Below are 23,532 nucleotides of genomic sequence, written 5' to 3' on the forward strand. Positions count from 1 at the left end.
GTAGCGAAACAGTCGATATTTCAAAATTCCTGTACGTATTAAGCCCGTCGCGTTCGGTGTGCGATCCATACACTCGTCCGGGTGAGCGCCACCGGAACCGACCTGTGCCGGGTCACCGTCGTGACCCCGCGCGGATTCCTGGACCTCGGCCTGCCGCCGGACATCCCGCTCGGCAACCTGCTGCCGACCCTGCTGCGCGTCGCCGGCGAAGGGCTCGCGGAGGCGGGCCTGGCCCACGGCGGCTGGGTGCTCCAGCGCCTGGGCGGCCCGCCGTTCGACGTGAACGCGACCCTGTCGGAGCTGGCCGTGCACGACGGCGAGATGCTGCACCTGCGGCCGCGCGGTCACGAGCTGCCGGAGGTCGTCTTCGACGACGTCGCCGACGCGGTGGCGACCGGCGTGCTGGAGCGCACCGGCCGCTGGCAGCCCGCCACGACCAGGGCCTACGGGCTGCGCGCCGCCGCCACCCTGCTCGGGGCGGGGGCCGTCGCGCTGACGGCGACCGGCCCGCCGTGGCTGCCCACGGCCCTCGTCGCGGGCGCCGTCGCGCTGGTCCTGCTGCTGGTGGCCGTGGCGCTGTCACGGGCGCTCGGCGACGCGCGGGCGGGCGCGGTGATCGGGTACGCGGCCCTGCCGTACGGGTTCGTCGCGGGTCTGACCGGACCGGCGTCGGCGGCCGTCGTCCAGCCGGACACCCTGCTGTCGGCCTGCGGCGTGGTGCTGATGCTGGCCACGGCGACGGGGTTCGCGGTGGCCCAGGGGCTGCCCACGTTCCTCGGCGTGGCCGCCGCCGCGCTGTCCGGGCTGCTGGCGTCCGGGCTGGTCATGGCCTTCGACCTGCCCGCGGCCGGGGTGGCGGCGGTGCTCGCGGCCCTCGCGGTGGGGCTGACCACGGCGATCCCCTCGCTGTCGTTCCGGCTGGCGGGCATGCCGCTGCCCGCGCTGCCGACGACGGCGGAGGAGCTGCGCCGCGAGAGCGGCGACCTGGACGGCGCGCTGGTGATCGACAAGACCGTGGTGGCCGACCGCTTCTGCACGGGGCTGGTCGCCGGCGTGGCGGTGATCGTGCTCGCCGCCCAGGTGCTGCTGGCGGTGGCGGGCACCTGGGCCGCGTTCGCGATGGGCGCCGCGCTGTCGCTGTCGCTGCTCATGCGGGCCCGCGTGTTCGAGGGCCGCGGCCAGCGGGCCTGGCTGCTGACCTCGGCCCTGCTGGGGGTGGCCCTGCCCGCCGCGGCCGCGGTGGTCAGGGCGGCCGGCGGGGTGGTGCTCTACGGGATCGTGCCCGGGCTGGTCGTGCTCGCCCTGGGCGTGGTGGGGACGGCGCTGTGGCTGACGTCCGCGCGGCCGTCCCCCTTCTGGGGCCGCGTGGGCGACATCTTCGACATCCTGTTGATGATCGCCCTGATCCCGCTGGCGCTGGCCGTGATGGACCTGTACGAGACCATCCGGGGCCTGGTGAGCTAGCTACGGCTCTTGACCACGTCCTCGAGGCTCATGCCGCCGCCCGGCGCCTTGACCGTCCACTGGAAGGACCCCGTGCCGGGCGGGAGCGGCTGCCCCTGCGGAGGTGCGGCGAACGTCCCCGCCTTGGCGGGGTCCACGGCGCCCGTGCCGAAGTCGATCGCCGCGGCGCCGGTCGGGCGCATGAAGGCCAGCTGGACGGCCGCCGTCCCGCCGACGCCCGCCGCGACGCCGCCCAGTACGTCCTTGAGCCCGAGCGAGCCGAGGAAACGCTTCAGCGCACTGGTCGAGGTGGCCAGCGACGCGCTCGCCTGGACCCCCGTCCTGCGCATGGCGATCCTGGCGGCCAGCCTGGTCTGCGGCGCCAGCGCGAGCACCTGCAGCGCGGCCAGCCGAAGGTACGTCTCCTGCGCGATCTTGGCCGCCGCGCCCCAGTAGACCATGAACCCGTCGCCGATGCTGTCCACGTGCCCCGCCACCCACTGCACGTTGGTGCGGAAGGCGTCGAGCTCGGCCCGCAGCCGGTTGGCCGCGCTCGCGAACTCCTTCTGGTCCCCGGCGATCCAGTTCTGGCCCGAGTTGTTGATCACCATGGTCAGCGAGTTGTTCGCGCCCTTGTCGAGCCGGCCGCCCGCGCCCGCCTGGAGGTTGGCGGCCGCCTCCCAGATGCCGGGCACGTTCGCGACCGCGGGAACGGTGGCCAGCAGGCCGACGACGACCGACGGCTCCATCCTGGCCGCCTTGCGCAGGACGCCCTGCACGGCCTCGGGGTCGGGCGGGTTCTTCGACAGGCGCAGGGGAGAGCCGTCCCGGGCGCGCCCGGCCACCCTGGGCGTCATGGCTTCTTCACCCGCTGGACGATCAGGTCCTCGGCGGTGCGCCAGTTGCGCTCGGCGAAGGCCAGGTCCTCGCCCTCCCACTTCCGCATCACCGCGAGCGCCGTCTCGGTGTCGCGGACGAACGAGTCGAGCAGCGACCGGTACAGTGCCCCGACCGTCCACTCGCCCAGCGGCCCCCAGCCGGGGAAGCCGACCGCCCGGTTCTCCTCGAAGATCTGGCGCACCTCGTCGAAAACCGGCAGGAGGTCGTCCCTGATGCCCCGCCGGACCTCGCCGATCGCGTCGGGGGTGATATAACGCGTATCCGGATTCACGATCATCAGCCTGTTACGTGCCGGGCGCGCGGAACAGGGACGTCATTCACTGGTCATTGATCATTCTCAATTACGAAACCAGCCAGCTTCTCCATATTTATCCCGATAAATTGGGTTAAGTTGGGGAGTCATGTGATCCAAGGGGCGGGAGTTGCACAGCCAGCGCGACCTTTATCAGGCCTACCGCCTCACCGTTCAGCGCATCGGCCTGGCGCTCCTGCGCGCCCAGCCGAACCAGCCCGAATGGCCGCTCCGCCGGCAGAACATCGGCTTCCTCGCCGGCATCATGGTCGCGGTCCTGCTCTGCGTCGGCTTCGCGGTCTTCGGCCTGCTGCGCCCGGGCGGCACGAAGGCGCTGGAGGAGCCCGGCACGCTGATCATCGAGCGCGAGACCGGCGCCAGGTTCGTCTACAGCCAGGAGCAGCGCAGGCTCATCCCCGTCGCCAACTACGCCTCCGCCCGCCTCGTGCTCGCCGCCCAGGACGTCAAGGAGCGCGTCGTCGCGCGGGAGGCGCTGACCAAGTACGAGCGCGGCGCCCTCATCGGCATCCCCGAGGCCCCCGACTCGCTGCCCGGCCCCGCGAACCTGGCCCGCGGCCCCTGGGCGGCCTGCGTCCAGGAGCGCGCGGAACCGACCGGGCGCAAGCCGTACGTGACGCTGGTCGCCGGGCGCGACCTCGGCGGCGCGCCGCTCGCGGAGGGGAACGCGCTGCTGGTCGACGTGGGCGGGCAGCGGTGGGCGATCTGGCGGGGCACCCGCATGCGCGTGCCCACAGGCATCGCCCGCGGGCTCACCTCGGCCGTCCCCGCCGCCGTGCCCGTGGCCTGGCTGAACGCGCTGCCCGAAGGGCCCGACCTGGCCGCGCCCGACGTCCGCGGTCGCGGCCGGCCGGTCGCGGGGCCCGGGGGTAGGACAGCGGCCGTGGGGCAGGTCTTCCGCGCGGCCGGCGTGGCCGGCGGCGAGGACCGCTGGTACGTGCTGCTGGACGACGGCCTGGCCCCCCTCACGCAGGCCCAGGCCACGCTGCTGCTGAGCGACCCCGACAGCAGGGCGGCCTACGGCGGCGGCGCGGTCAGGGAGATCGCCGTCGACGCGGCCTCCGCCAACGCCGCCCCCCACTCGCGGACCGCCGTCCCCGCCGACGGCCTGCCCGCGGTCATGCCGCGCATGACCGCCTACGACCCGGCCAGTCCCATCTGCGTCGTCTACGCCGACACGGACACCGGATCCACCCGCGTCCGGCTCACCACCGGCGCCAAACTGCCCGAGCCGCGCGGCGACGCCACCGACCTCGTACGCCTGCCGCCGGGCCGGGCGGTGCTGGCCGGCGTCCTGCCCGGCGACGGGCAGCTGAACGCGGTCCAGTCCTACTACCTGGTCACCGCCGAGGGCCGCCGCTACGCCGTGCCCGGCGCCGACGTGCTGGCCAAGCTCGGCTACGCCCCCGGCCAGGCCACCCCGGTGCCCGCCAACGTGCTCCAGCTCATCCCCGAAGGGCCGGTGCTCGACCCGGCCAGGGCGGCCAGGCCCCTGCTCGAAGGGGGCCGGTCGCAGGCCGCGGGTCAGTAGCCGCGGTAGCCGCCGCCGGTCTTCAGCCCGACCACGCCGGGCACGTTCGAGACCGAGCCGTAGCGCTCGATGGCGTACCGGACGCCCGCGATGATGTTGTCCACCGGGTTGTAGACGTTGTCGTGTCCCGGCAGCTTCCAGCGCTGGAAGGTGGGGTCGATCGTCTGCATCAGCCCCTTGGACGGCGTGCCTCTGGCCGCGTTGGAGTCCCAGGTGTTGACGCTGTTCGGATTGCCGCCGGACTCGTGCCGGATGATCGTGTAGATGTCGTTGACGTTCATCTTCTCGACCGGGTAGCCGTTGGCCTTGAGGATCTCGACGGCCTGGTTGATCCAGCCGGCGATCTGTCCTTGAGGGGCGGGCCCGCCGCCGGGCGGGGGCGGGCCGCTGGGGCCGTACCCGGCGAACCCGGAGCTCGACGAGCCCGTGCTCGCGGCCAGCGCGGTCGTGCCCGGCTCCTGCCGCGCGGGCGACCAGCCGAGCGCCCTGCCCGCGCGGGGGGCGAAGGGCTGCGCGTCCGGCTCGCCCAGCTCGGCGGCGACGTCCGGGATCGTTGCGAGCGCCTTCTGGATCTTTCCCGCCGTGTCGGACAGGACCGTGCCGGTGTCGGCCACAAGCTGCCGCAGCGTGCCGCGGGCCTGGTCGAGCGCGGGTTTCAGGCTCTGGGCGACCTGCTCCTCGGTGGGCCGCGGCTCGCGGCCCCGCACCTCCTGCGCGGCGGCGGCGTAGGCGTGGCAGGTCTCCAGCGCCCGCGACTCGGCCGAGCGCAGCGTGCTCGCGGCGGCGTCGAGGTGGCCCGCGCACTCCTGCAGCGCCTGCCGCAGCCCGTCGCCGCAGCGCACCACCTGGCCCATGTAGCCGGTGAACGCCTCCGCGCTGCCGCCCTGCCACGCGCCGCCCACGCCGGCGGTCGCGGTGCGGATCGCCTCGGTGTGCCGCTGACCGGTGCCGGCGGCGGCGCGCCAGGCGTTCGCCGCCGAGGCGATCCCGCCCGGGTCGCCGATCACCTTGGCGGCCAGGTCGGCCAGCTCGGCGCCACCCGGCGCGGCTCTGACCTCGTCGAGCGGGCTCATGATCGAACCGCGCCGCCATCGGCGTCGATGACGGTGCGCCGGACGGCGTCGAGCGTGCGCTCGACCGCCTCCAGCCGGCCGCCCAGGGTCCGCGCCGCCAGCTCGGAGACCCGCGCCAGGTCGGCCGCCGCCGTGGCCAGGGCCGCGGACCCGGACACGTCCCCGAACGCCGCCGCGCCCGGCGCCTGGCCCTTGATGCCCGAGAACGCGCCGGCCGCCGCACCGGCCGCCTCGGCGCACCCGGCCAGCGCGTCGCGCTGGAACTTGAGCATCCCGCTCCTTCCCGTCAACGCCGGAACAGCTCCAGCAGTTCGTCCGCCCGATGGGTGCGGGCGATCCACACCTCGCGCCCGCGGCGCTCACGCGTGATCAGCCGCCCGGCCCGCAGCCGGTCGCAGTGGTACGTGAGGCCGCTGGGCGCGATCTTCATGTCGGTGGCCAGCATCGACATGGTCATGGGCTGGTCGAGCGCGCACAGCAGGTCCGCGCGGACCGGCCCCACGAGCGCCGTCAGCTCGTCCACGGCCGGCGCGACGGGCTTGCGCCACAACGAGTCCGCCCCGCGCACGGGGTAGGCGATCCACACCGCCTCCGGGTCGTCCAGGCCGAGGATCAGGGCGTCCTTGCCGGCCAGCATCGGCACCAGGACGATCTTGCGGTCGCCCAGCTCGAACGTGCCGGGTTCGAGGTCCGGGATGAGCAGGCCGCGCTCGCCGTACACGATGCGCTCGCTGAGTGCGCCGAGCAGCAGTTCGGGGCCGCCGCGCACGGTGGCGACGCCGACCCGTTCGATCTCCCTGTCCAGCAGCGGGCGGCCGCGCTTCCACAGGGGCTCGGTGGTGTTCCAGACGTCGGCCAGGGCGCCGGCGTAGCCGAGCAGCCAGCGGCCCGGCCGCTCGGCCGCCGACCGCCAGTGCGCCGGCAGCGGCCCCGGGCCGAACGCCTGCTCGAGGTCCGTGATCAGGCGGTCGGGCGGCGTGTCGTGCAGGGCGCTGATCTGGGCCTGCATGGAGACGTCCTGGCCGATGGGCGTGTGCGGCACCAGGATGTCCGGCGCGACGGAGTGGCCGGGTGCGGCCAGCGGGCGTACGGCCTCGTGGCCCAGCGGGCCGACGCGCGAGCTGATCGCGCGCCGCCAGAGTTCGGGCAGGCCGCGGCGGCGGCCGGCGAGGGCGTCGGCGATCATGGCGAGGACGGTCAGGTTGGGCGAGACGGAGACATATAGCCGGGGTGTGGAGCTCACGCGCAGCTCGCTCCAGACCTTGGTGCTTGTTACTTGGGCCCCCACAGGTAGGACTGTAGACAGGGAAGACATCTCCGGAGGAATGCTTCGAGAATGCTCGAAACGTCCGTAAGCGGGATGATCAACTTCTACGTGATGCGAACGCTCCGGCTTTCCGTGACGCGCGTCCGCCGCTCTGGGCTCACGTTCATGGTGTGTCCTTTTTGTGGTGCTGTGCTGTGATTTATCGAGAACTTACGCCCCTCCACTAACTTCTCGCTTAAAAGGCTCTAACAGACACTTGTCCATCACTGGCACCACATACCGCGCACCGAGGGTCGGCAATCTTGCACCCCGGGTCAAGAGATCGCCTCCTGTGAGTGGGTTTTTCCAACCTCCCTCGTCCCCGGCCCGGTGGCCGGGTCACCCCTCGGGATGCAAGGCTTCCCGCATCCGCCCCGGTCCCCCTGCGAACGGGTGGCCGGGGTGGAATCCCCGCAGGGCACTGGAAGGAGTGCGTATGAGTCAAGTAGCCGGCCGCGTCGAGGCCAAGCGGATCAACGACCACGTGGAGCTCATTCACGTCGATCACCCGGACGCGGTGTTGGAAGTACCGCGCCGCGACTGGGAGTCGTTCACCGCGGCGGTCAAGGCGGGCTCGTTCGACCTCGAGACGCTCAACCGGTTGGCCGAGGAGAACGTGGCCTGACGCCCCGCTCGCACGAAGAGGCGCCCGCTCTCAGCGCAGTGGAGCGGGCGCCTCCGTGGTGCCGCGTCCTGTCAAGGGGGCGGACCTCAGCCGCGGCCGGACCAGTACGCCTTGGCTCGGTCCCAGGCCGCCGTGCCGACCGCGCGGCCGAGGGCGCGGCCCTGGAGGTCTCCCAGGCGGAAGTGGATGCCGCCGTACCGGCGCGAGATCCCGGCCTCGTCGGCCGCGTCGGTGAACGTGGGCCAGCGCAACGTCACGTCCTGCGCCGGCGTCACCCCGGGCTCCACCTGCGACGAGCCCTTGGCCACCACGGCCTGCCCGCCGAACGCGTCGCCGCCGGTGAAGCGCCTGAGCACCTCGGCCGCCGCCGCGCTGAACGTGCTGTGCCCCGAGACGTACTCGGCGAACGGCGGCGTCGGGAACGTCGGCACCTGGAACGGCACCCACGTGGCCCCGTCGATCACCCGGCCGCCCCACGTCGGGATCTGCTGCCCCTGGTACAGGAACCGGATCGCGGTGATCGGGCGGCCCGAGTCGTGGTCGCGCTTGACCTCCCACGCGGCGATCCCGGCGTCCATGACCGAGTTGGCCAGCGCGAAGAACAGCTTCACGTCCTGGTCGAGGCCGTGGTGGTCGCGCGCCGAGATCTGCTGCGCGAACAGGCTCCAGTGGCCGGGCGGCGTCTCGCTGTTGGGGCCGTCGGCCCAGTATTCGGCGATCGACTTCTGCCGGTCGGTCAGCGCGGCCGTGGTGGACACGATCTCGGCGGCCTGCGTGCGGAAGCCGGACGAGCCGTAGGCGTACGGCGGGGGCACGGCGTCGGCCAGGCCGCGGGCGGCGCCGCTGAAGGAGGCCACCTGGCCCCAGTGCGGCGCCAGGAACGGCGGCGTGACCGTCGCCCCGGCCCGGTTGACGTACGTCAGGGGCGCCCACCGGCCGGGATCGTTGAGCGAGGTCAGCGGGTCTGCCACCACCACGGGGGCGTTGACGGGCGCGTAGCCGGTGGTGTCGGCGTAGCCGCCGAGCTGGTTGGAGCCGTCGGCGTGCCGGTGGTCGAGCACCGCCTGGCAGGCGGTGACGCCGGTCCGCGCCGGGACGCCCGACGTGTCGGCCGGGTCGTAGCCCAGGTCGGTCATCAGCGCGTCGAACGTGGCCCGCTGCGCCGGATAGAGGTCGACCGCCGCCAGGTGGGCGGCGAAGCTGATGGCCGCGGCCTTGTTGGCGTCGGTGCGCTCGGCCGCGGGCCGCCGCAGCGAGCCGCCCAGCCGGGTGCCGACGGCGACCGCGTCGTAGGCGGCCCACGCGTCGTAGGCGCAGGTGTGCACGATCGCCAGCGCCCTGGCCACCTGCGGCGGGCCCAGCGTGCCGGTGCGCACCGCGGTGAGCAGCGTCTGGTTCCACCGGACGACCACGTTGGGGCCCGTGGCCTGGGCGGGTAAGGCGGGCAGGGCGAGCGCGGCGGCGCTCACCAGCGCGAGCGCGGCCACGCGTAAGGATCTCAGAACGGGCAAGGCGTTTTCCCCTCGCTGTGTGCGGACCCCCGGGGTGCCTCCGGGGCATGACGACGATTCCATACTCGAACACATTTTCGGGCTAGCCTTTCGGTGACAGTCGCCTGCCGTTCCGGTGAAGGGCGGTCCGATTCTTCGCAATCCCCCTTGATGGCGCGCCATTCTGAAAGTTTCGGTGATCGATCGAAATATTCTTGACGGCTTTGTGGCGGGCACTTAGAGTCCGAATTCAATGATCGGAATGAGGGGCCATGACATCAGTGAACGCGCCGGGCCTGGCGCCCTGGCGGGACAGCGCGCGGACGGTCGGCGAACGGGTCGAGTCCCTCCTCGCGGAGATGACGCTGGAGGAGAAGGTCGCGCAGCTCGGCTCCGTCTGGCTCCAGAACGGGCCCGAGCACGGCAACGTGGCGCCGATGCAGGACCGCTTCGAGCAGGCCGAAGGGCTGGACGCGCAGCTGGCCCACGGGCTCGGGCACCTCACCCGGGTGTACGGCACCGCCCCGCTGTCCGCCGCCGAGGGCGCGGCCCGGCTGCGCAAGCTCCAGGAGCTGGTGGTCACGTCCAACCGGCTCGGCATCCCGGCCATCGCCCACGAGGAGTGCCTGACCGGGTTCGCGACGTTCGGGGCGACCGCGTACCCGACGCCGCTGGCCTGGGCGGCCACGTTCGACCCGGACCTCGTCGAGCGCATGGCCGCGGCGATCGGCGCCGACCTGCGGGCCGCGGGCGTGCACCAGGGCCTGTCTCCGGTGCTCGACGTCGTACGCGACTACCGCTGGGGGCGGGTCGAGGAGACCCTGGGCGAGGACCCGTACCTGGTGGGCCGGATCGGCGCGGCCTACGTGCGCGGCCTCGAAGGCGCCGGGATCATCGCCACCCTGAAGCACTTCGCCGGCTACGGGGCCTCGCGCGCGGCCCGCAACCACGCCCCCGTCAGCATCGGCCCGCGCGAGCTGGCCGACGTGATCCTCCCGCCGTTCGAGGTCGCGCTGCACGAGGGCGGCGCGCGTTCGGTCATGTGCTCCTACACCGACCTCGACGGCGTGCCGGTCGGGGCGAGCGCTGACCTGCTGCGGCGGCTGCTGCGGGATGAGCTGGGCTTCGACGGGACCGTGGTGTCCGACTACTGGTCCGTCCCGTTCCTCGCCTCCACGCACCGGGTGGCCGCGGACGACGCCGAGGCCGGGGAGGTCGCGCTGCGGGCGGGCGTCGACGTGGAGCTGCCCGAGACGGTGTCGTACGGCGCGCACCTGGTCGCCAAGGTCCGCGCGGGTCATGTCGAGGAGGCGCTGGTCGACGAGTCGGTACGCCGGGTCCTGCGCCAGAAGATCGAGCTCGGCCTGCTGGACGGCGGCCCGCTCGTCCCGGACGGCGCGGACGACGTCGATCTGGACAGCCCGCGCAACCGCGGGATAGCCGCTGAGATCGCGGAACGTTCCATCGTGCTCCTGAGCAACCCCGACGGCCTGCTGCCCATCGGCCCCGGCACGACCGCCCGGCTCGCCGTCATCGGGCCGTGCGCCGACGACCCGCGTACCCTCATGGGCTGCTACGCCTTCCCCAACCACGTGCTCGACCGCTACCCGGAGCAGGGCATGGGCCTGCCCATCCCGTCCATCAGGGAGGGCCTCACGCGGGAGTTCCCCTACGCCGACGTGCGCCACTGCCTCGGCGCCGAGGTGTCGGGCGACGACGCGTCGGGGATCCCCGGGGCCGCCGAGCTCGCGGCCGAGGCGGATCTCGCGCTCGTGTTCGTCGGCGACCGGGCCGGGCTGTTCGGCGGCGGCACGTCGGGAGAGGGCTGCGACGTGGCCGACCTGCGGCTGCCCGGACTCCAGCCCGACCTGGTCGAAGCGGTCCTCGCGACCGGCACGCCGACCGTGCTCGTCGTGGTCTCGGGCCGGCCGTACGCGCTCGGCGCCTACAAGGACCGGGTCGCCGCGCTGGTCCAGGCGTTCTTCCCCGGCGTGGAGGGCGCGGCCGCGGTGGCGGGCGTGCTGAGCGGGCGGGTCAACCCGTCGGGACGGCTGCCGGTGCAGATCCCCGGCACGCCGCCGATCAGCCCGTCCACCTACCTCCAGCCGCCCCTGGGGAGGAGGGCGGAGGGCATCACGGTCCTCGACCCCACTCCGGCGTACGCGTTCGGGCACGGCCTGTCGTACTCGGCCGTCGAGTACGTGGCCATGACGACGGACGTGGCCGAGTGCCCCGCCGACGGCGCGGTCGAGGCCCGGGTGCAGGTGCGCAACGCCGGCGCCAGACCGGTGGAGGAGGTCGTGCAGCTCTACGCCTCCGACCCGGTCGCGCGGGTCGCCAGGCCCGTCGTGCAGCTCATCGGGTTCGCCAGGGTGGCGCTGGAGCCGGGGGAGGAGCGGGCGGTGGTGTTCGCCGTGCCCGCGGACGCGTTCTCGTACACCGGTCCCGACCTGCGGCGCGTCGTCGAGCCCGGGACGATCGTGCTCTCCGCCGGGCCCTCCGCCGAGGACCTGCCGCTGCGGGCCGCCGTCCGGGTCACCGGCGAGACCGTCGTGCTCGGCTCGAAGCGGCGGCTCACCACTCACGAGACGCCGGGCCGCCGAGCCGGCTAGGGCAGGCGCAGCTCGGCGAAGACGCCGCGGTGGTCGGTCCTGGGCACGTCCACGATCTCGACCCGGTTCACGGCCACCCGCCGGTCGGCCAGGACGTGGTCGATGGAGATGATGGGCGGTATGCCCCGGCCGTTCGGCCAGGTCGCGACCAGGCCCTTGCCCACCTGGTCGGCGGCGTCCACGTAACCGCGGTCGAGCAGGTCGCGGAAGGCGCGGTGGTCGAGGCTGGCGTTGAAGTCGCCGGCCAGCACCCGGATCGCCGACGGCGAGGCCGGGGGCAGCGCGCGCAGGGAGGCCTTCCACTCCGCCTCCTTGCGCCCGAGCGGCGGATTGGGGTGAACGGCCACGAACTCGACCTTGCCGCCGCCGGGCAGCGCCACGGTGGCGGCGGGCATGTTGTGGCCGATCGGGGTGAACAGGCCGGTCAGCTCCGTCACCGGATGCTTGGAGAAGATGCCGCTGCCGGTGGCGCCGAACTCGGCCTGCAGCACCCGGTGGGGCAGGAGCTGCTTCATCCCGGCCGCGTCCAGTCGCTCGACCTCGGCCGGGGTGAGCTCCAGGGCGCTGAACACCTCGACGTCGAACCTGCGTACCAGGTCGACGACGGTCTGCGCGTCACCGCGGCCGAACAGGTTGACCGTCAGCACCCGCAGCGGCGCGCCCTTCGCGGGCGGCTGCTCGGCGCTGAAGGCCCGCGGCGTCACGACCGACACCAGCACCGCGCAGACGAGCGCCGCGGCGAGCGCGGCCGGGCGGTTGCGCCGGAGCAGCGACAGGATCGCGGTCAGCGCCGCCAGCCCGGCCCCGATGGGGGTCACGGTCATGAGCTGGGTCGGGAACGAGCCGCCCTCCATGCCGGCCACCCTGATGACGGCCCACAGGGCCAGCAGCGCGACGACCGTCCACGCGAACCACCGCCTGCGCCGCTTCTTGGGAGCGGGGGAGTCGCCCTCCGCGGCCGGCCCGGCCGCCACCGTTGTGCTCACTCCGCCGTCCCGTCCGCCTCGTCTCACCGCTTGAACCTTAAACTGCCCTGGGACGGCTCGCGCCGCGTCCACAGCTCGCTCTCAGGTTCCCTCGCCCAAGGGGATGCCGGTAGGGATGTAAGAAACCCTTACCACATGCTCCATGAACGATGTGCTCCCGACCGAAGGAACCGGGCTTCGCCGCCGTTCGCCGTACGACTCGACGACGAGCGCGCTCCCGAAGTCTCCTATCCCCAGGTGGGATCCACCCATGTCACCACGAAGGAGGTCATGAACCTGCCGACCGACGTGGCGAAGCTCCGGCAGGTGCTTCTGGGGTGGACCCGGAGAAGCGGTCAGGGGGCCGGCGAGGAGTCCCTGTACGCGGAGGCCACCAGCCTGCTCTCGCAACTTCCGACGACTCCCCGGCTGCGCGCCGCGCTCTACCGCGTGCTGGCGGACATGCCGCGAATGGTGAACACCGGGGCGACCACCGACCCGATCGGACGCGCCGGGACGGGCATCGAGCTGTCGGGCAGCGGCCGGCGGATCGTCATCGACGAGACCTCGGGCCGGCTGCTGGCCGCGGAGGAACGGGATGCACGTGCGCTGACCTCGTGGACCGCCCTGACCGCGTCCGGCTGGACGGACGCGAGACCGGCGCTTCCCACCAGGACCATCGACTGACGTGCGCGGCTGACGGGGACCTCTGACCAGCCGGATTCCCGGCCCGCGTCGGCGTGTCAGGCGGTGACGTAGTCGGCGATGATCACCGTGGCGTCGTCCTTGGGATCGGCCGCGGCCATCTCGTCGTACAGCCGGTCCAGGCACGCGCTCGGCGACGTCCCCCCGGTGAACAGCTCCTTCATACGCGCCGCCCCGAGCGCCCTGATCGCCCCGCTCGTGACGACCACGACGCGGTCGCCGGGACGGAGCGGAACGGCGCCGACCTCGGCGTTGAGCTCCGACGGCAGGCCGATCCCGCGTAACGGCGGGTCGTCGCCGAAGGAGTGCGACGTGGTGAGCGGCTGCGGCTGCGCGCCTTTCGGGCAGTGCCAGATCGCGCCGTCACCGACGTGCGCGAAGCGCAGGCGCGGGCTCTCGCCCGGTTCGAGGAGGATCACGTCCAGGCTGGTGACCAGGGCGGGCCCCGCGCCGCCGCGCAGGGACGCGGTCCGCACGGCGCGATGCGCCGCCTGCGCGCACTCGTCCAGGTCCTCCTGGTACTGCGGCCTCGCCCCGACCACGGCGCCCAGGGCCAGGGCCGCGGCCGTGTGGGCCGGCCCGCCGCCGGCCGCGCCGCGGGCCGCCGCGACCAGCCGCTCCTGGATGACGTACGCGTCCGACGGCCGCCCGCGCGAGCCCTCGTACGTGCCCCCCACCGCCACCAGGCGCGGCCGGGCCACCGGCATGCCGGCCGGCCAGTTCCCCCGCCGGCCGCGGACCGTCATCACCGACAGGCAGCCGACCAGGATCGAGATCACCAGCAAGGTCATGAGGTCCCCTCTCGTCGCATCGTCGCGACCCGCAGCCCAGTACACGCGCTGCCGAGCGGACGCGACTGACGGCTGATCGGCCGTCGTAGCGGATGACGGCCGATCAGCCGTCATGCCGCCGGACACGCGGGGAGCCAGTGTGCGGGAAGGCGGTCAACACCGCGAGCAGAGCCGGCACGAGGGAAATGACGATGCGACCCATGTCTTCACCCGGCGCCACAGAGACGCACTTACGTTATTGTGAAGCCCGTCTTGTGCTGTCATCGCGAGCGGGCGGCTCATGTCTCTCCCCGGTTCCACGAGATACGACTCCGCGACCAGGCACATGGAGCGGACCATCGCGCGCACCGGTGCGGGGGCGCGGGGCGTGGTGGGGTTCGTGGCGATCGTCGCCGCGACCCTCGGCGCCGTTCCACCGGTCTCCGTCGCCTGGCTGGCGCCCGCGCTCGCGGTCGACCTGGTGTGGACGGGGCTGTTCCTGTGGGTGGCCTGGCGCGGCCGGCGGCTTCCGGCCTGGCTGGTGGCCGGTGACGCGGTCATCACCGTCGCCCTCTGCCTCGTCCAGGGCCACCTCGTCGGCGGGGCCGCGCTCGAAGGCGGGTCGAGCTGGATCGCGGGGCTGGTGACGATGACCATCGTCGTGTCGGGGGTCACGTGGCGGCCGTGGGTGGCCGTGTCCGTCGGGCTCGTCGTGGCGGGGGCGTACCTGGCCGGGATGCGGCTGGCGGCCCCGTACCAGGAGGTGGCCGGGACGCTGGGGATCCACCTCGTGCAGATCCTCTGCATCGCGCTGCTGATGACGTTGCTGCGCCGCTCCGCCGCCTCGGCGGACGCGTTCCTGCGGGAGAGCGCGCGCGCCGAGATCGCGCTCATCGTCGAACGGCTGCGCCGCGAGGACGAGCTGCGCCAGGTCGGCAGCGTCCACGAGACGTCGCTGCACACGCTGACGATGGTCGGGCTGGGCACGTACGACAAGCCCTCGCCCACCCTGCGCCGGCAGGCGGTGGCAGACCTGGCGGCGCTGGAGAAACTGCGCGACAGGCCGAGCGCCGAGTCCGCGCCCATCGCCCTGGACGCCCTGCTCGACGAGGTGGCCGGGCGGGTGACGGGGCTGGACGTCCGCAGGCGGCTGAGGCCGGAGACGGTGCCGGGGGAGGTCGCGGAACGGTTCGCCCGCGCGGTCACCGAGGCGCTGGCCAACGTGGCGCTGCACGCCGGGGTGGGCGAGGCCGAGCTGGTCTCCAGCCGGTGCGACGGCGAGATCAGGGTGGAGGTCGCGGACGCCGGAGGCGGTTTCGACGTGGAACGGGTGCCGTCGGACCGGTTCGGCGTGCGCGGGTCGATCCTCGACACGATGCGCTCGCTCCCGAACGCGGGCGCCGACATCCGCTCCGGCGACCAGGGCACCCGGGTGAGCCTGTGGTGGCGGCCATGAGTACTGGCATGTGGTGGCGCGGGGCGGTCGTGAGCGGCGGCATCCGGTGGCGCGGGGGCGGCCGCGAGCGGCGGCATCTTGCGGGGCGGGGGCGGCCATGACCGATGACATCGAAGAGGTGGCGCAGCGGTACGCCCGCTACACCGCGATCGGCGCCATCGTGATCACCGCGGTCTGGCACACCGGCTACGACCTCACCGTCACCGTCTCGGGCTGGCCCGCCTTCCGCTGGCCGTGGCTGGTGGCGGCGGCCTGGATCGCCTACACGGCGGTCGTCGTGATCGCGGCGCGATCGCTGGTCACGGCGTTCGAGGGGCCGGGCAGGGCCCGCGCGCTGGCCGCCGTCGTGCTGGCCGCGGACGTCGCGGTGATCGTGTCCTGCCGCCCCGAGGACCTGCTCGGCCCCAGCGACTGGGGCTGGGGCTCGGTGGGCTGGGTCGGCGTCCTGCTCCTGTGGAACCGGCCGGCCTGGCGGCGCGAGCTGATCGCGTTCCTCTCCCTCAACGCCGGGATCATGCTGACGGCGATGATCGTGACGGGGACCGTCGACCGGGTCTCCATCGCCAAATACCTCATGGTCATGGTGGGGAGCATCACGCTCCAGCTCGGCTACGCGGCGGGCTGCCACACGCTGCGCGTCCGCGCCGAGGACGCCGCGCTGCTGGCCCGCCGGCTGGCCAGCGACGACGCCTGGCGGGAGTCCGCCCAGCGCATCCACGCCGACCGGCTCCGCCGCTACGCCGCGATCCGAGACGTGGCGGAGTCGCTGCTCGAACAGCTCGCCGACGGGGCCGACCCGGGGGATCCCCGCGTACGCGAGGACTGCACGGCCGGGGCCATGCGGCTGCGGCGGCTCATCACGGAGCGGGAGGACGTGCCGGACGAGCTGGTGTCGGTGCTGCGCGAGCGCATCGACGCGGCCGAGCGGCGCCAGGTGCTGGTGACGGCGCCGCCGTTCGGGGAGCGCATGCCCGCGCTGCCGGACGGCGTACGGGAGGATCTGCTCAGAGCACCCGTGCGGGCGCTGGACGGGGCGCGGTCGCGGGCCAGGGTCACGGTGTCCGCGATGTCCACAATGGTGAGCGTGGCCGTCGTGGCCGACAACGACGACCTGCCCGTCAGCGCCACCCCGGTGCGGGAGCCGAGCGGGGTCGTCGTCACCTATCAGCGGCAGGGAGGGGAGGTATGGGTCAACAGCATCTGGGAGGGCCCGCCGGCGCCGCGGCGGGACGCGTGACGGTCGCCCTGGTGGAGGACCATCAGGTGGTGGTGGACGGCGTGCGGTCGTGGTTCGGGCCGCCGAGCCCGGTGGAGCTGGTCGCGCAGGGGCCGACCATCGAGTCCGTGCGCGGCGTGCAGGCCGACGTGCTCCTGCTGGACCTCAACCTCAACGGCACCATGGTCGTGGACCGGGTCGCCGAGCTGTGCGCGGGCGGCCAGCGGGTCATCGTCTTCTCCGAGCACGAGGAGCCGGAGACGGTGCGCGCGGTGCTGGACGCGGGGGCGTCGGCGTTCATCGGCAAGGGCCGGGCCACCCGGGACTCCTGCCTGGAGACCATCCTGGAGGTGGCGGCCGACCGGCCGTCCGTCACGCCGCCCATGGCCCAGGCGATCGCCACGGACGAGGGCCCGCACCGGCCGCAGCTGTCCGACAAGGAGCGGGCGGCGCTGCTGTACTGGTTCCAGTCGATGTCGAAGGCGTCGGTGGCGGCCAGGATGGGCATCAAGGAGCGCACCGTGCGCCAGTACATCGACCGCGCCAGGGTCAAGTACGCCGCCGCCGGCCGCCCCGCGCCGACCAAGGAGAAACTCCTCATCTGCGCCATCCAGGACGGGCTGGTCCAGCCGGACGAGGTGACCGTCTACACCTCACTGGCCGCCCGCGCGACGCCGTCCGAGGAGTTCCGCCCTGGGTGAAGACGTTCTGCCGTGGGCGATGGGGGGCTGCACGGGCCCCTCCGGAAGGGCAAGGTGATTCTCGAACGGGCGGCCGATCGAGAGGTGGTGTCACGTCATGGCGGTGGCGGAGGTGCTGGGCCCGGGTGAGTGGCTGGGGTCGGAGCTGCGCGACGACGACAGCTGGCGGATCCGGCTCACGGAGGCACACCGGCAGGAGGTGCTCGCCGCCGTCCATGCGGCGGGGCGCGAGGTTACGGAGGCGCATCGGCAGGAGGTGCTCGCGGCGGGGAGCGAGGTTACGGAGGCGCATCGGCAGGAGGCGCTCGCGGCGGGGAGCGAGGTGTCTCGAGAGAGCTTCCGGCTGCCGACGCTCGGCCCCGTCCTGCGCCGGGTGCGCGACGAGCTCACGCATGGCCGCGACTTCTTCCTGCTCCAGGGGGTGCCCGTCGAGGGGCTGAGCGAGCGCCAGTGCGAGACGGTCGCCCTCGGCCTCGCCTCCCACGTGGGCGGCATCGTCCCGCAGGGCCCGGAGGGGGCGCCGGTGATGCACGTACGCGACACGGGCGCCGACCCGTCCCATGCGCGGACCAAGAGCTACCAGCACAGCGGCCGGCTCGGCTACCACAGCGACCCGACCGACGTCGTGGCCCTCCTCTGCGTCCGCCCGGCCAAATCCGGCGGCCTCAGCGCCGTCGTCAGCTCCGTGGCGGTGCACAACGAGGTCGTGCGCACCCGGCCTGACCTGGCGGAGGTCCTCTACGAGCCGTGGTGGCACGACCGCCGCACCGGCGACGGCCCCGACAGCTTCTACACCAAGCCGATCTGCGCGGCTCGCCCCGGGGGCGGGGTGTCCATGGCGTACGGCCCCGACTACCTACGCTCTGCCCAGCGCGGCGCCACCGTGCCGCCCTTCACCCGGGCGCAGGAGGAGGCCATGTCCCGCCTCGACGACCTGACCAACGACCCCCGCTTCACGCTCACCATGGATCTGCGGCCGGGCGACCTGCAGTTCCTCAACAACCACGTGACCTTGCACAGCCGCACCGCCTACGAGGACCACCCCGAGCCGTCCCGCCGCCGCCACTTACTCCGCCTCTGGCTCAGCATGAGCTGAGGCAGTGGTCAGCGCCGCGGGCGCTCGAGATCGCCCGGATCAAAACTGACGGCGAAAGGCGTCGTCAGGGTCGCGACCTGACCTGCCTTGTAGGCGGTCGGCGGGTCGTAGCTGTCACCGTTGAGCTCGTAGACGTAGATCGTCGGCCCTTCCCCCATTTCGACTCGCCAGTAGCTGGGGATGCCTGCCGCTGCATACGCCGTGACCTTGAAACCCTTGTCCCTTTCCTTGGTGCTTGGGCTGACCACTTCCGCCGCGAGCAAGATCTCCTCTGGCGCGTACATGAGCTGATCCATGTCTGCGGGCACGATGACAAGGTCAGGTATGTAGTAGTCCTTGTCGGTGACGCGGAGATTGACGGTTGCCAAGGGCTCCAGCTCGGGTGGCGCCGCATCGTCGAGGATGCGCTGCAGTCGATAGATGGCGCGCTGGTGGGAAGATGTGGGGGAAGGGCTCACCAGTAGGCTCCCGTTGAAGAGCTCATAGCGGTTCCCGTCGTCGGGGAACTTGAGCAGGTCGTCGACTGTGTACGGCGGCGCAGGAAGGACAATCTCGCGCCTCGTGGTCGGTTCGATCGTCGCCATTGCGGTCACCCACCAAGTATCGGGAACCTTACCCTCGCTCACATGCTACTTCCCCGATTCTCATCACTTTAAGTTCTGGGTCGATCACGTATCGACACATTCTCTCTGGATCGGGCACAACTGAAAGTTTCAGTCAATCTGGCGGGATGGCGGGAAAGCCCTTTCCGCTGCTCACCCGGCACGTCGACCTGGGTGTGCGGAGAGATGACCATGAGCTGACATAGCCCGTCATTTGTGTGGACTTGTGGGGTCAGATACGGTCGCCCCGCGGAGCGCTCCCTTTCCCGGAACCCCCCGACCGGAACACGGAGATCGCACTATGCCCCAAGCCGGACCCCACCGCTGGGCGCGGCGCGCCCTCGCTGTGCTGCTGACCACGGCGATGATCTTCGCCGTGCCCCTCGCCGAGTCCGCCTCGGCACACGGCTCGGTCGTCGACCCCGCCTCCCGCAACTACGGCTGCTGGCTGCGCTGGGGCAACGACTTCCAGAACCCCGCCATGCAGCAGCAGGACCCCATGTGCTGGCAGGCGTGGCAGGACAACACCAACGCCATGTGGAACTGGAACGGCCTCTACCGCAACGGGGTCGGCGGCAACCATGAGGCCGTCATCCCCAACGGCCAGCTGTGCAGCGCGGGCCTGACCGAAGGCGGCCGCTACCGCTCCATGGACACGCCGGGAGCGTGGACGATGGCGAACCTGACCGGCAGCACGTTCAACATCCGCCTGAGCGACCAGGCCAGGCACGGTGCGGACTACATCAAGGTCTACATCACCCGCCAGGGCTACAACGCCGTCACCACGCCCCTGGGCTGGAACAACCTGGAGCTGGTCCGCACGACCCCCAAGTACGCGCCCGGTGACGTGTACATGATCAACGACATCAGCAAGGGCTCGCGCACCGGCCGTCACGTGATCTACACGATCTGGCAGGCCTCGCACATGGACCAGTCGTTCTACTTCTGCAGCGACGTCAACTTCGGCTGAGCCGCTACGGGCGGGGGCGGGTCGAGGCGCGGATGGAGAGCTCTATCGGGTGTACGCGCTCCGTGCCCACGGGCGCGGCCCCGGACAGCAGCTCGAACAGCAACTCCGCGCAGCTCGCCCCCGCTTCCTTCGGGCGCAGGTCGATCGCGGTGATCGGCGGATCGGACTGGCGGGTGGCGGCGCTGTCGACGCACGAGGCGAGCAGCACGTTCAGGCCGGCCTCCCGCAGCAGCGGCGCCACCTCGGTCGCCGCCCCGGCCGGCGCACACACCAGGGCATCCAAAGGCCCGTCCCCACCCCTCTCCAAGGTCGGCCCCAAGTCTGTCGCCTCGCCCGGCTCCGAGTCTGTCGCCTCGCCCGGCTCCGAGTCTGTCGCCCCGCCTCGCCCCAAGCCCGTCGCCTCGACCGGTCCCAAGCCCGCCGCCTCGCCCGACCCCTGAGCGGCCGGAGGGCGGGTGGCCAGGGCGGGCTCGCCTTGGGCGCGGGTGGGTGGGGCGGCGTCGAGGAGGGCGCGGGCGGCGGATCGGACCTCGTCGCCCGAGGCGTCGAAGGACACCCGCCGCACCAGCGGCACCACCCCGTGCGCCGCGCACCACTCCAGGTAGCCCCGGTGTACGCTCGCCGCCCAGTCGCTCTCGTCCCCGGCGACGATGAGCGCCGGCCGTGACGCGCCCGATTCGCGCAGGTGGTCGAGGAGACGGCCCAGCATCGAGGCGTGCTCGGACCAGACCACGCCGTCCGCCTGCCGGGAGCCGGGGAAGCGTTCGCACGAGACCGTCGGCAGGCCCGTCGCCATCAGGCTCTCCACCACGGGGTCGCCGCCCAGCGGGTCCCCGAGCACGAGGCCGTCCACGCGCGGCGGCCGTGAGCGGCGCTGGCCGGACGTGATCAGTGTGACGTCGTAGTCGTGCCGCGCCGCCTGCTCCACCACGCCGAACACGAACGACATGTAGTAGGAGGAGCGGGTCAGGACCTCGGGGACGTGCAGTCCGATGGTGCCGGTGCTGGCCTTGCGCAGGTGCCTGGCCGAGCCGTTGGGCACGTAGCCGAGCCGCTCGGCGACCTGCGCGACCGCCTCCCGGGTGCGCTCCGAGACCCGCCCGGAGCCACGCAGCGCGTCGGAGGCCGTCGTCTTCGACACCCCCGCCTCCCTGGCGACGGTGAGGATCGTGACCGGCTCCTCCGCGCGCACGCCTGCCCGCTCGCGCCCCTCGTCTGCTCGCACGCCCTGATGGTAGCGGCCCTGATCGCCCACTTCCGCCGGGCGAGACTGCCCCACCCCACCGGAGCCGCCCGGCGGTCTCCGCGCCTCACGTGCGCAGGGGCCCTGTGGTGGTTTCAGGTGTTTGGTGGGTGGCGGGTCTGCTGGGTTTGGCTTGGCGCTTCGGTGGTGGGGGCCCTCCACTGGTCTCGGCGTTTCATGGGTGGCCGGTCCGTTGGGTCGGCTTCGCGTTCCGGTGGTGGCGCTGGGCCGTTCGGTGGTCTCGGTGTTTCCGGGGTGGTGCTGGGCCGTTCGGTGGTCTCGGTGTTTCCGGGGTGGTGCTGGGCCGTTCGGTGGTCTCGGTGTTTCCGGGGTGGTGCTGGGCCGTTCGGTGGTCTCGGTGTTTCCGGGGTGGTGCTGGGCCGTTCGGTGGTCTCGGTGTTTCCGGGGTGGTGCTGGGCCGTTCGGTGGTCTCGGTGTTTCGGGGGCGGCTGGCTCGTTCGGTTGGCTTCGCGTTTCAGGGGTGGCGGGGGTTCCGGTAAACGGTCTGTTTCGGGTGGCGGTTGGGTCTTGTCTCGGTCCGGGGGTCGCAACTAAGTTAGCCCAAACCTTGCCGGAACGTTCCGGCATCAGAAAGGGGCGGAACGTTGCACCTGACCACCGGGAAGCACCCCCATCCTCTCGACCCCCTCACCGCGCAGGAGATCGACGAGGTCAGGCGGATCCTGATGCAGCAGGGCCTGCTGACCGACACGGTGCGGGTGTCCTACCTCGGCCTCGAGGAGCCACCGAAGGGCGAGGTCCTGGCGTACGAGCCGGGCGCCCCCGTCGCGCGCCGGGCCCGCGCGTTCCTCCTCGACCTGGCCACCGAGACGGCCGAGGACGTGATCGTGGCGATCAGCGCGGGCACGGTCGAGGAGCGCAGGCCCATCGATCCGGTCACCGACGGCCAGGTGCCCATGCTGGACGAGGAGCACGCCCTGGTCAGGCGGGTGCTGAGGGAGGACCCGGCCTGGGCCGAGGCGCTGCGGCGCCGGGGGATCGAGGACCCGGCGGGCGTCTACCTGGCCGCGCTGAGCGCGGGCAACTTCGGCCTGCCCAAGGAAACGGGCCGGCGGGTGGCGAGGGTGCTGGCGCACCTGATGCCCACGCCCGAGAGCCTCCCGTGGGCCCACCCCGTGGACGGCCTGGTCGCGTACGTGGACCTGGTCAAGGGCGAGGTCATGGAGATCGTGGACACCGGCCCCCAGCCGATCCCCGCCGAGCCCGGCGACTACCACCTCGGCCCGCACCGGACCACGCAGAAGCCCATCCACATCACCCAGCCGGACGGCCCCAGCTTCACGGTCGACGGCCCCCTGGTCACCTGGGAGAAGTGGAGCCTGCGCCTCGGGTACGACATGCGCGAAGGGCTCACCCTGCACCAGATCGGCTTCGAGGACGACGGCCGCGTCAGGCCGATCGTCTACCGGGCGTCGGTGGCGGAGATGCTGGTCCCGTACGGGGACCCGAGCCCCATCCGGTTCTGGCAGAACTACTTCGACACCGGCGAGTACCAGCTCGGCAAGCTGGCCAACTCCCTGGAGCTCGGCTGCGACTGCCTCGGCGAGATCACCTACTTCGACGCCGTCGTGACGGACGGCGCCGGCGTGCCCAAGGTGATCACGAACGCGATCTGCATGCACGAGGAGGACTACGGCGTGCTGTGGAAGCACACCGATCCGGCCAACGGCTCCAGGGAGACCCGCAGGCAGCGGCGCCTGGTGATCTCGTTCTTCGTCACGGTGGGCAACTACGACTACGGCTTCTACTGGTACCTCTACCTCGACGGCACCATCGAGCTGGAGGTCAAGGCCACCGGCATCGTCTTCACCGGCGCCTACGACGACCGCGCCGCGCCCTACAGCTCGGAGGTCGCGCCGGGGCTGGCGGCGCCGTACCACCAGCACCTGTTCAGCGCCCGGCTGGACATGACGGTGGACGGCGTGGCGAACGCGGTCGACGAGGTGGAGGCGGTCGCGGTCGAGAGCCCGTACGGCAACGCCTTCGGCCGCGCCGTGAAGCGGCTGCGCACCGAGGGGGAGGGCCGGCGCGACGCCGACCTCGCCAGGGAGCGCACCTGGCACGTCGTCAACCCCGGCGTACGCAACCGCCTCGGCCGCCCGGTCGGCTACGCCCTGCACCCCGAGGGCAAGCCGGCCCTGCTCGCGCACCCGGAGTCGTCCATCGGCAGGCGGGCCGAGTTCGCGACCAGGCATCTGTGGGTGACGCGGTACCATCCCGCAGAGCGCTATCCTGCCGGTGACCTGGTCAACCAGCATCCCGGCGGCGCGGGCCTGCCCACCTACACCAGGGCCGACCGCGACATCGACGGGCAGGACATCGTGCTGTGGCACACGTTCGGCCTGACACATTTCCCCCGCACGGAGGACTGGCCGATCATGCCGGTCGACACGTGCGGCTTCGTACTCAAGCCGGTCGGGTTCTTCGACCGCAACCCCACGCTCGACGTCCCGCCGAGCGCCGCCGAACGTTCCTGCCACTAGAGGAGAAGAGGCCC

At 72.4% G+C, this 23,532-nt stretch carries 21 protein-coding genes; 11 read left to right on the forward strand and 10 right to left on the reverse strand.

Features of this window, described 5'->3' with window-relative positions; translation table 11 throughout:
- Positions 1 to 81 precede the first annotated feature (81 nt).
- A complete protein-coding gene (gene eccD, locus H4W80_RS49420; protein WP_192791403.1) occupies positions 82 to 1,464 on the forward strand; it encodes a type VII secretion integral membrane protein EccD in 1,383 nt (460 codons plus the stop codon).
- On the opposite strand, the gene H4W80_RS49425 is transcribed toward eccD, so the two are convergent.
- Both H4W80_RS49425 and H4W80_RS49430 read right to left on the reverse strand, forming a co-directional pair.
- A complete protein-coding gene (locus H4W80_RS49425) occupies positions 1,461 to 2,300 on the reverse strand; it encodes a hypothetical protein (RefSeq protein ID WP_192791404.1) in 840 nt (279 codons plus the stop codon). The two genes, eccD and H4W80_RS49425, sit on opposite strands and share 4 nt — an antisense overlap.
- Entirely contained in the window at positions 2,297 to 2,614 is a 318-nt protein-coding gene (locus tag H4W80_RS49430) for a hypothetical protein (RefSeq protein ID WP_192791405.1), read from the reverse strand. Before H4W80_RS49430 ends, H4W80_RS49425 begins: the two co-directional genes overlap by 4 nt.
- Before the next feature lie 151 nt (positions 2,615 to 2,765).
- On the opposite strand from H4W80_RS49430, the gene eccB reads away from it, so the two are divergent.
- Complete coding sequence (gene eccB / locus H4W80_RS49435) at positions 2,766 to 4,184, forward strand: type VII secretion protein EccB (protein WP_192791406.1); 1,419 nt, start codon at positions 2,766 to 2,768, stop codon at positions 4,182 to 4,184.
- Here the strand turns inward: eccB and H4W80_RS49440 are convergent.
- From H4W80_RS49440 to H4W80_RS49450, 3 genes are read right to left on the reverse strand one after another with little or no spacing between them, the layout of a single operon-like run.
- A complete protein-coding gene (locus H4W80_RS49440; RefSeq protein ID WP_192791407.1) occupies positions 4,178 to 5,257 on the reverse strand; it encodes a transglycosylase SLT domain-containing protein in 1,080 nt (359 codons plus the stop codon). The two genes, eccB and H4W80_RS49440, sit on opposite strands and share 7 nt — an antisense overlap.
- On the reverse strand, positions 5,254 to 5,529 hold the full coding sequence (locus tag H4W80_RS49445) for a hypothetical protein (RefSeq protein ID WP_192791408.1): 276 nt from the start codon (positions 5,527 to 5,529) through the stop codon (positions 5,254 to 5,256). Before H4W80_RS49445 ends, H4W80_RS49440 begins: the two co-directional genes overlap by 4 nt.
- A gap of 14 nt (positions 5,530 to 5,543) precedes the next feature.
- Complete coding sequence (locus H4W80_RS49450; protein WP_225964096.1) at positions 5,544 to 6,500, reverse strand: ArsR/SmtB family transcription factor; 957 nt, start codon at positions 6,498 to 6,500, stop codon at positions 5,544 to 5,546.
- A 499-nt stretch (positions 6,501 to 6,999) separates the two neighbouring features.
- Between H4W80_RS49450 and H4W80_RS49455 the strand changes: the two genes are divergently transcribed.
- A complete protein-coding gene (locus H4W80_RS49455; RefSeq protein ID WP_192791410.1) occupies positions 7,000 to 7,188 on the forward strand; it encodes a hypothetical protein in 189 nt (62 codons plus the stop codon).
- A gap of 86 nt (positions 7,189 to 7,274) precedes the next feature.
- Here the strand turns inward: H4W80_RS49455 and H4W80_RS49460 are convergent, their stop codons facing one another.
- The gene (locus H4W80_RS49460) at positions 7,275 to 8,699 is read right to left on the reverse strand and encodes a vanadium-dependent haloperoxidase (RefSeq protein ID WP_192791411.1); all 1,425 of its coding nucleotides are present in this window, start codon (positions 8,697 to 8,699) and stop codon (positions 7,275 to 7,277) included.
- Positions 8,700 to 8,950: 251 nt separating this feature from the next.
- Here H4W80_RS49460 and H4W80_RS49465 point away from each other — a divergent pair, with 251 nt between their 5' ends.
- Positions 8,951 to 11,290 (forward strand): glycoside hydrolase family 3 protein, encoded by a 2,340-nt coding sequence (locus H4W80_RS49465; protein ID WP_192791412.1) that lies wholly within the window; start codon positions 8,951 to 8,953, stop codon positions 11,288 to 11,290.
- On the opposite strand, the gene H4W80_RS49470 is transcribed toward H4W80_RS49465, so the two are convergent.
- The gene (locus H4W80_RS49470) at positions 11,287 to 12,276 is read right to left on the reverse strand and encodes an endonuclease/exonuclease/phosphatase family protein (RefSeq protein WP_318787416.1); all 990 of its coding nucleotides are present in this window, start codon (positions 12,274 to 12,276) and stop codon (positions 11,287 to 11,289) included. The genes H4W80_RS49465 and H4W80_RS49470 overlap by 4 nt on opposite strands.
- A gap of 270 nt (positions 12,277 to 12,546) precedes the next feature.
- On the opposite strand from H4W80_RS49470, the gene H4W80_RS49475 reads away from it, so the two are divergent.
- Complete coding sequence (locus H4W80_RS49475) at positions 12,547 to 12,942, forward strand: hypothetical protein (protein ID WP_192791413.1); 396 nt, start codon at positions 12,547 to 12,549, stop codon at positions 12,940 to 12,942.
- Positions 12,943 to 12,998: 56 nt separating this feature from the next.
- Here the strand turns inward: H4W80_RS49475 and H4W80_RS49480 are convergent, their stop codons facing one another.
- Positions 12,999 to 13,751 (reverse strand): SpoIIE family protein phosphatase, encoded by a 753-nt coding sequence (locus tag H4W80_RS49480; protein WP_192791414.1) that lies wholly within the window; start codon positions 13,749 to 13,751, stop codon positions 12,999 to 13,001.
- 280 nt (positions 13,752 to 14,031) lie between these two features.
- Here H4W80_RS49480 and H4W80_RS49485 point away from each other — a divergent pair, with 280 nt between their 5' ends.
- From H4W80_RS49485 to H4W80_RS49500, 4 genes are all read left to right on the forward strand, one after another.
- Positions 14,032 to 15,186: a sensor histidine kinase gene (locus tag H4W80_RS49485; protein WP_192791415.1), complete on the forward strand. Its 1,155-nt coding sequence runs from the start codon at positions 14,032 to 14,034 to the stop codon at positions 15,184 to 15,186.
- Between the two features lie 97 nt (positions 15,187 to 15,283).
- A complete protein-coding gene (locus H4W80_RS49490; protein ID WP_192791416.1) occupies positions 15,284 to 16,423 on the forward strand; it encodes a hypothetical protein in 1,140 nt (379 codons plus the stop codon).
- Positions 16,372 to 17,103: a response regulator gene (locus H4W80_RS49495; RefSeq protein WP_192791417.1), complete on the forward strand. Its 732-nt coding sequence runs from the start codon at positions 16,372 to 16,374 to the stop codon at positions 17,101 to 17,103. The genes H4W80_RS49490 and H4W80_RS49495 overlap by 52 nt, the downstream gene beginning before the upstream one ends.
- A 97-nt stretch (positions 17,104 to 17,200) precedes the next feature.
- Positions 17,201 to 18,199 carry a TauD/TfdA family dioxygenase gene (locus tag H4W80_RS49500; RefSeq protein ID WP_192791418.1) on the forward strand — a complete coding sequence of 333 codons (999 nt, stop codon included), beginning with the start codon at positions 17,201 to 17,203 and terminating at the stop codon, positions 18,197 to 18,199.
- An 8-nt stretch (positions 18,200 to 18,207) separates the two neighbouring features.
- Here the strand turns inward: H4W80_RS49500 and H4W80_RS49505 are convergent, their stop codons facing one another.
- Entirely contained in the window at positions 18,208 to 18,783 is a 576-nt protein-coding gene (locus H4W80_RS49505; protein ID WP_192791419.1) for a Uma2 family endonuclease, read from the reverse strand.
- A 319-nt stretch (positions 18,784 to 19,102) separates the two neighbouring features.
- Between H4W80_RS49505 and H4W80_RS49510 the strand changes: the two genes are divergently transcribed.
- Positions 19,103 to 19,771, forward strand: a complete 669-nt coding sequence (locus H4W80_RS49510; RefSeq protein WP_192791420.1) for a lytic polysaccharide monooxygenase auxiliary activity family 9 protein — start codon at positions 19,103 to 19,105, stop codon at positions 19,769 to 19,771.
- 4 nt (positions 19,772 to 19,775) lie between these two features.
- Here H4W80_RS49510 and H4W80_RS61925 read toward each other — a convergent pair whose 3' ends face one another.
- Entirely contained in the window at positions 19,776 to 20,996 is a 1,221-nt protein-coding gene (locus H4W80_RS61925; RefSeq protein WP_318787417.1) for a LacI family DNA-binding transcriptional regulator, read from the reverse strand.
- Positions 20,997 to 21,619: 623 nt separating this feature from the next.
- On the opposite strand from H4W80_RS61925, the gene H4W80_RS49520 reads away from it, so the two are divergent.
- On the forward strand, positions 21,620 to 23,518 hold the full coding sequence (locus H4W80_RS49520) for a primary-amine oxidase (protein ID WP_192791421.1): 1,899 nt from the start codon (positions 21,620 to 21,622) through the stop codon (positions 23,516 to 23,518).
- Positions 23,519 to 23,532: the final 14 nt, after the last annotated feature.

It is taken from the genome of Nonomuraea angiospora, assembly GCF_014873145.1.
Classification (GTDB): Bacteria; Actinomycetota; Actinomycetes; order Streptosporangiales; family Streptosporangiaceae; genus Nonomuraea; species Nonomuraea angiospora.

Bases quoted from the DNA above. Each gene is read 5' to 3' on its own strand.
- H4W80_RS49495 (WP_192791417.1), top strand. From the start codon at position 16,372: ATGGGTCAACAGCATCTGGGAGGGCCCGCCGGCGCCGCGGCGGGACGC.
- H4W80_RS49465 (WP_192791412.1), top strand. From the start codon at position 8,951: ATGACATCAGTGAACGCGCCGGGCCTGGCGCCCTGGCGGGACAGCGCG.
- H4W80_RS49505 (WP_192791419.1), bottom strand. From the start codon at position 18,783: ATGGCGACGATCGAACCGACCACGAGGCGCGAGATTGTCCTTCCTGCG.
- H4W80_RS49480 (WP_192791414.1), bottom strand. From the start codon at position 13,751: ATGACCTTGCTGGTGATCTCGATCCTGGTCGGCTGCCTGTCGGTGATG.
- H4W80_RS49490 (WP_192791416.1), top strand. From the start codon at position 15,284: ATGACCGATGACATCGAAGAGGTGGCGCAGCGGTACGCCCGCTACACC.
- H4W80_RS49485 (WP_192791415.1), top strand. From the start codon at position 14,032: ATGTCTCTCCCCGGTTCCACGAGATACGACTCCGCGACCAGGCACATG.
- H4W80_RS49510 (WP_192791420.1), top strand. From the start codon at position 19,103: ATGCCCCAAGCCGGACCCCACCGCTGGGCGCGGCGCGCCCTCGCTGTG.
- H4W80_RS49455 (WP_192791410.1), top strand. From the start codon at position 7,000: ATGAGTCAAGTAGCCGGCCGCGTCGAGGCCAAGCGGATCAACGACCAC.
- H4W80_RS49500 (WP_192791418.1), top strand. From the start codon at position 17,201: ATGGCGGTGGCGGAGGTGCTGGGCCCGGGTGAGTGGCTGGGGTCGGAG.
- H4W80_RS49425 (WP_192791404.1), bottom strand. From the start codon at position 2,300: ATGACGCCCAGGGTGGCCGGGCGCGCCCGGGACGGCTCTCCCCTGCGC.
- H4W80_RS49445 (WP_192791408.1), bottom strand. From the start codon at position 5,529: ATGCTCAAGTTCCAGCGCGACGCGCTGGCCGGGTGCGCCGAGGCGGCC.
- H4W80_RS49475 (WP_192791413.1), top strand. From the start codon at position 12,547: ATGAACCTGCCGACCGACGTGGCGAAGCTCCGGCAGGTGCTTCTGGGG.
- H4W80_RS49440 (WP_192791407.1), bottom strand. From the start codon at position 5,257: ATGAGCCCGCTCGACGAGGTCAGAGCCGCGCCGGGTGGCGCCGAGCTG.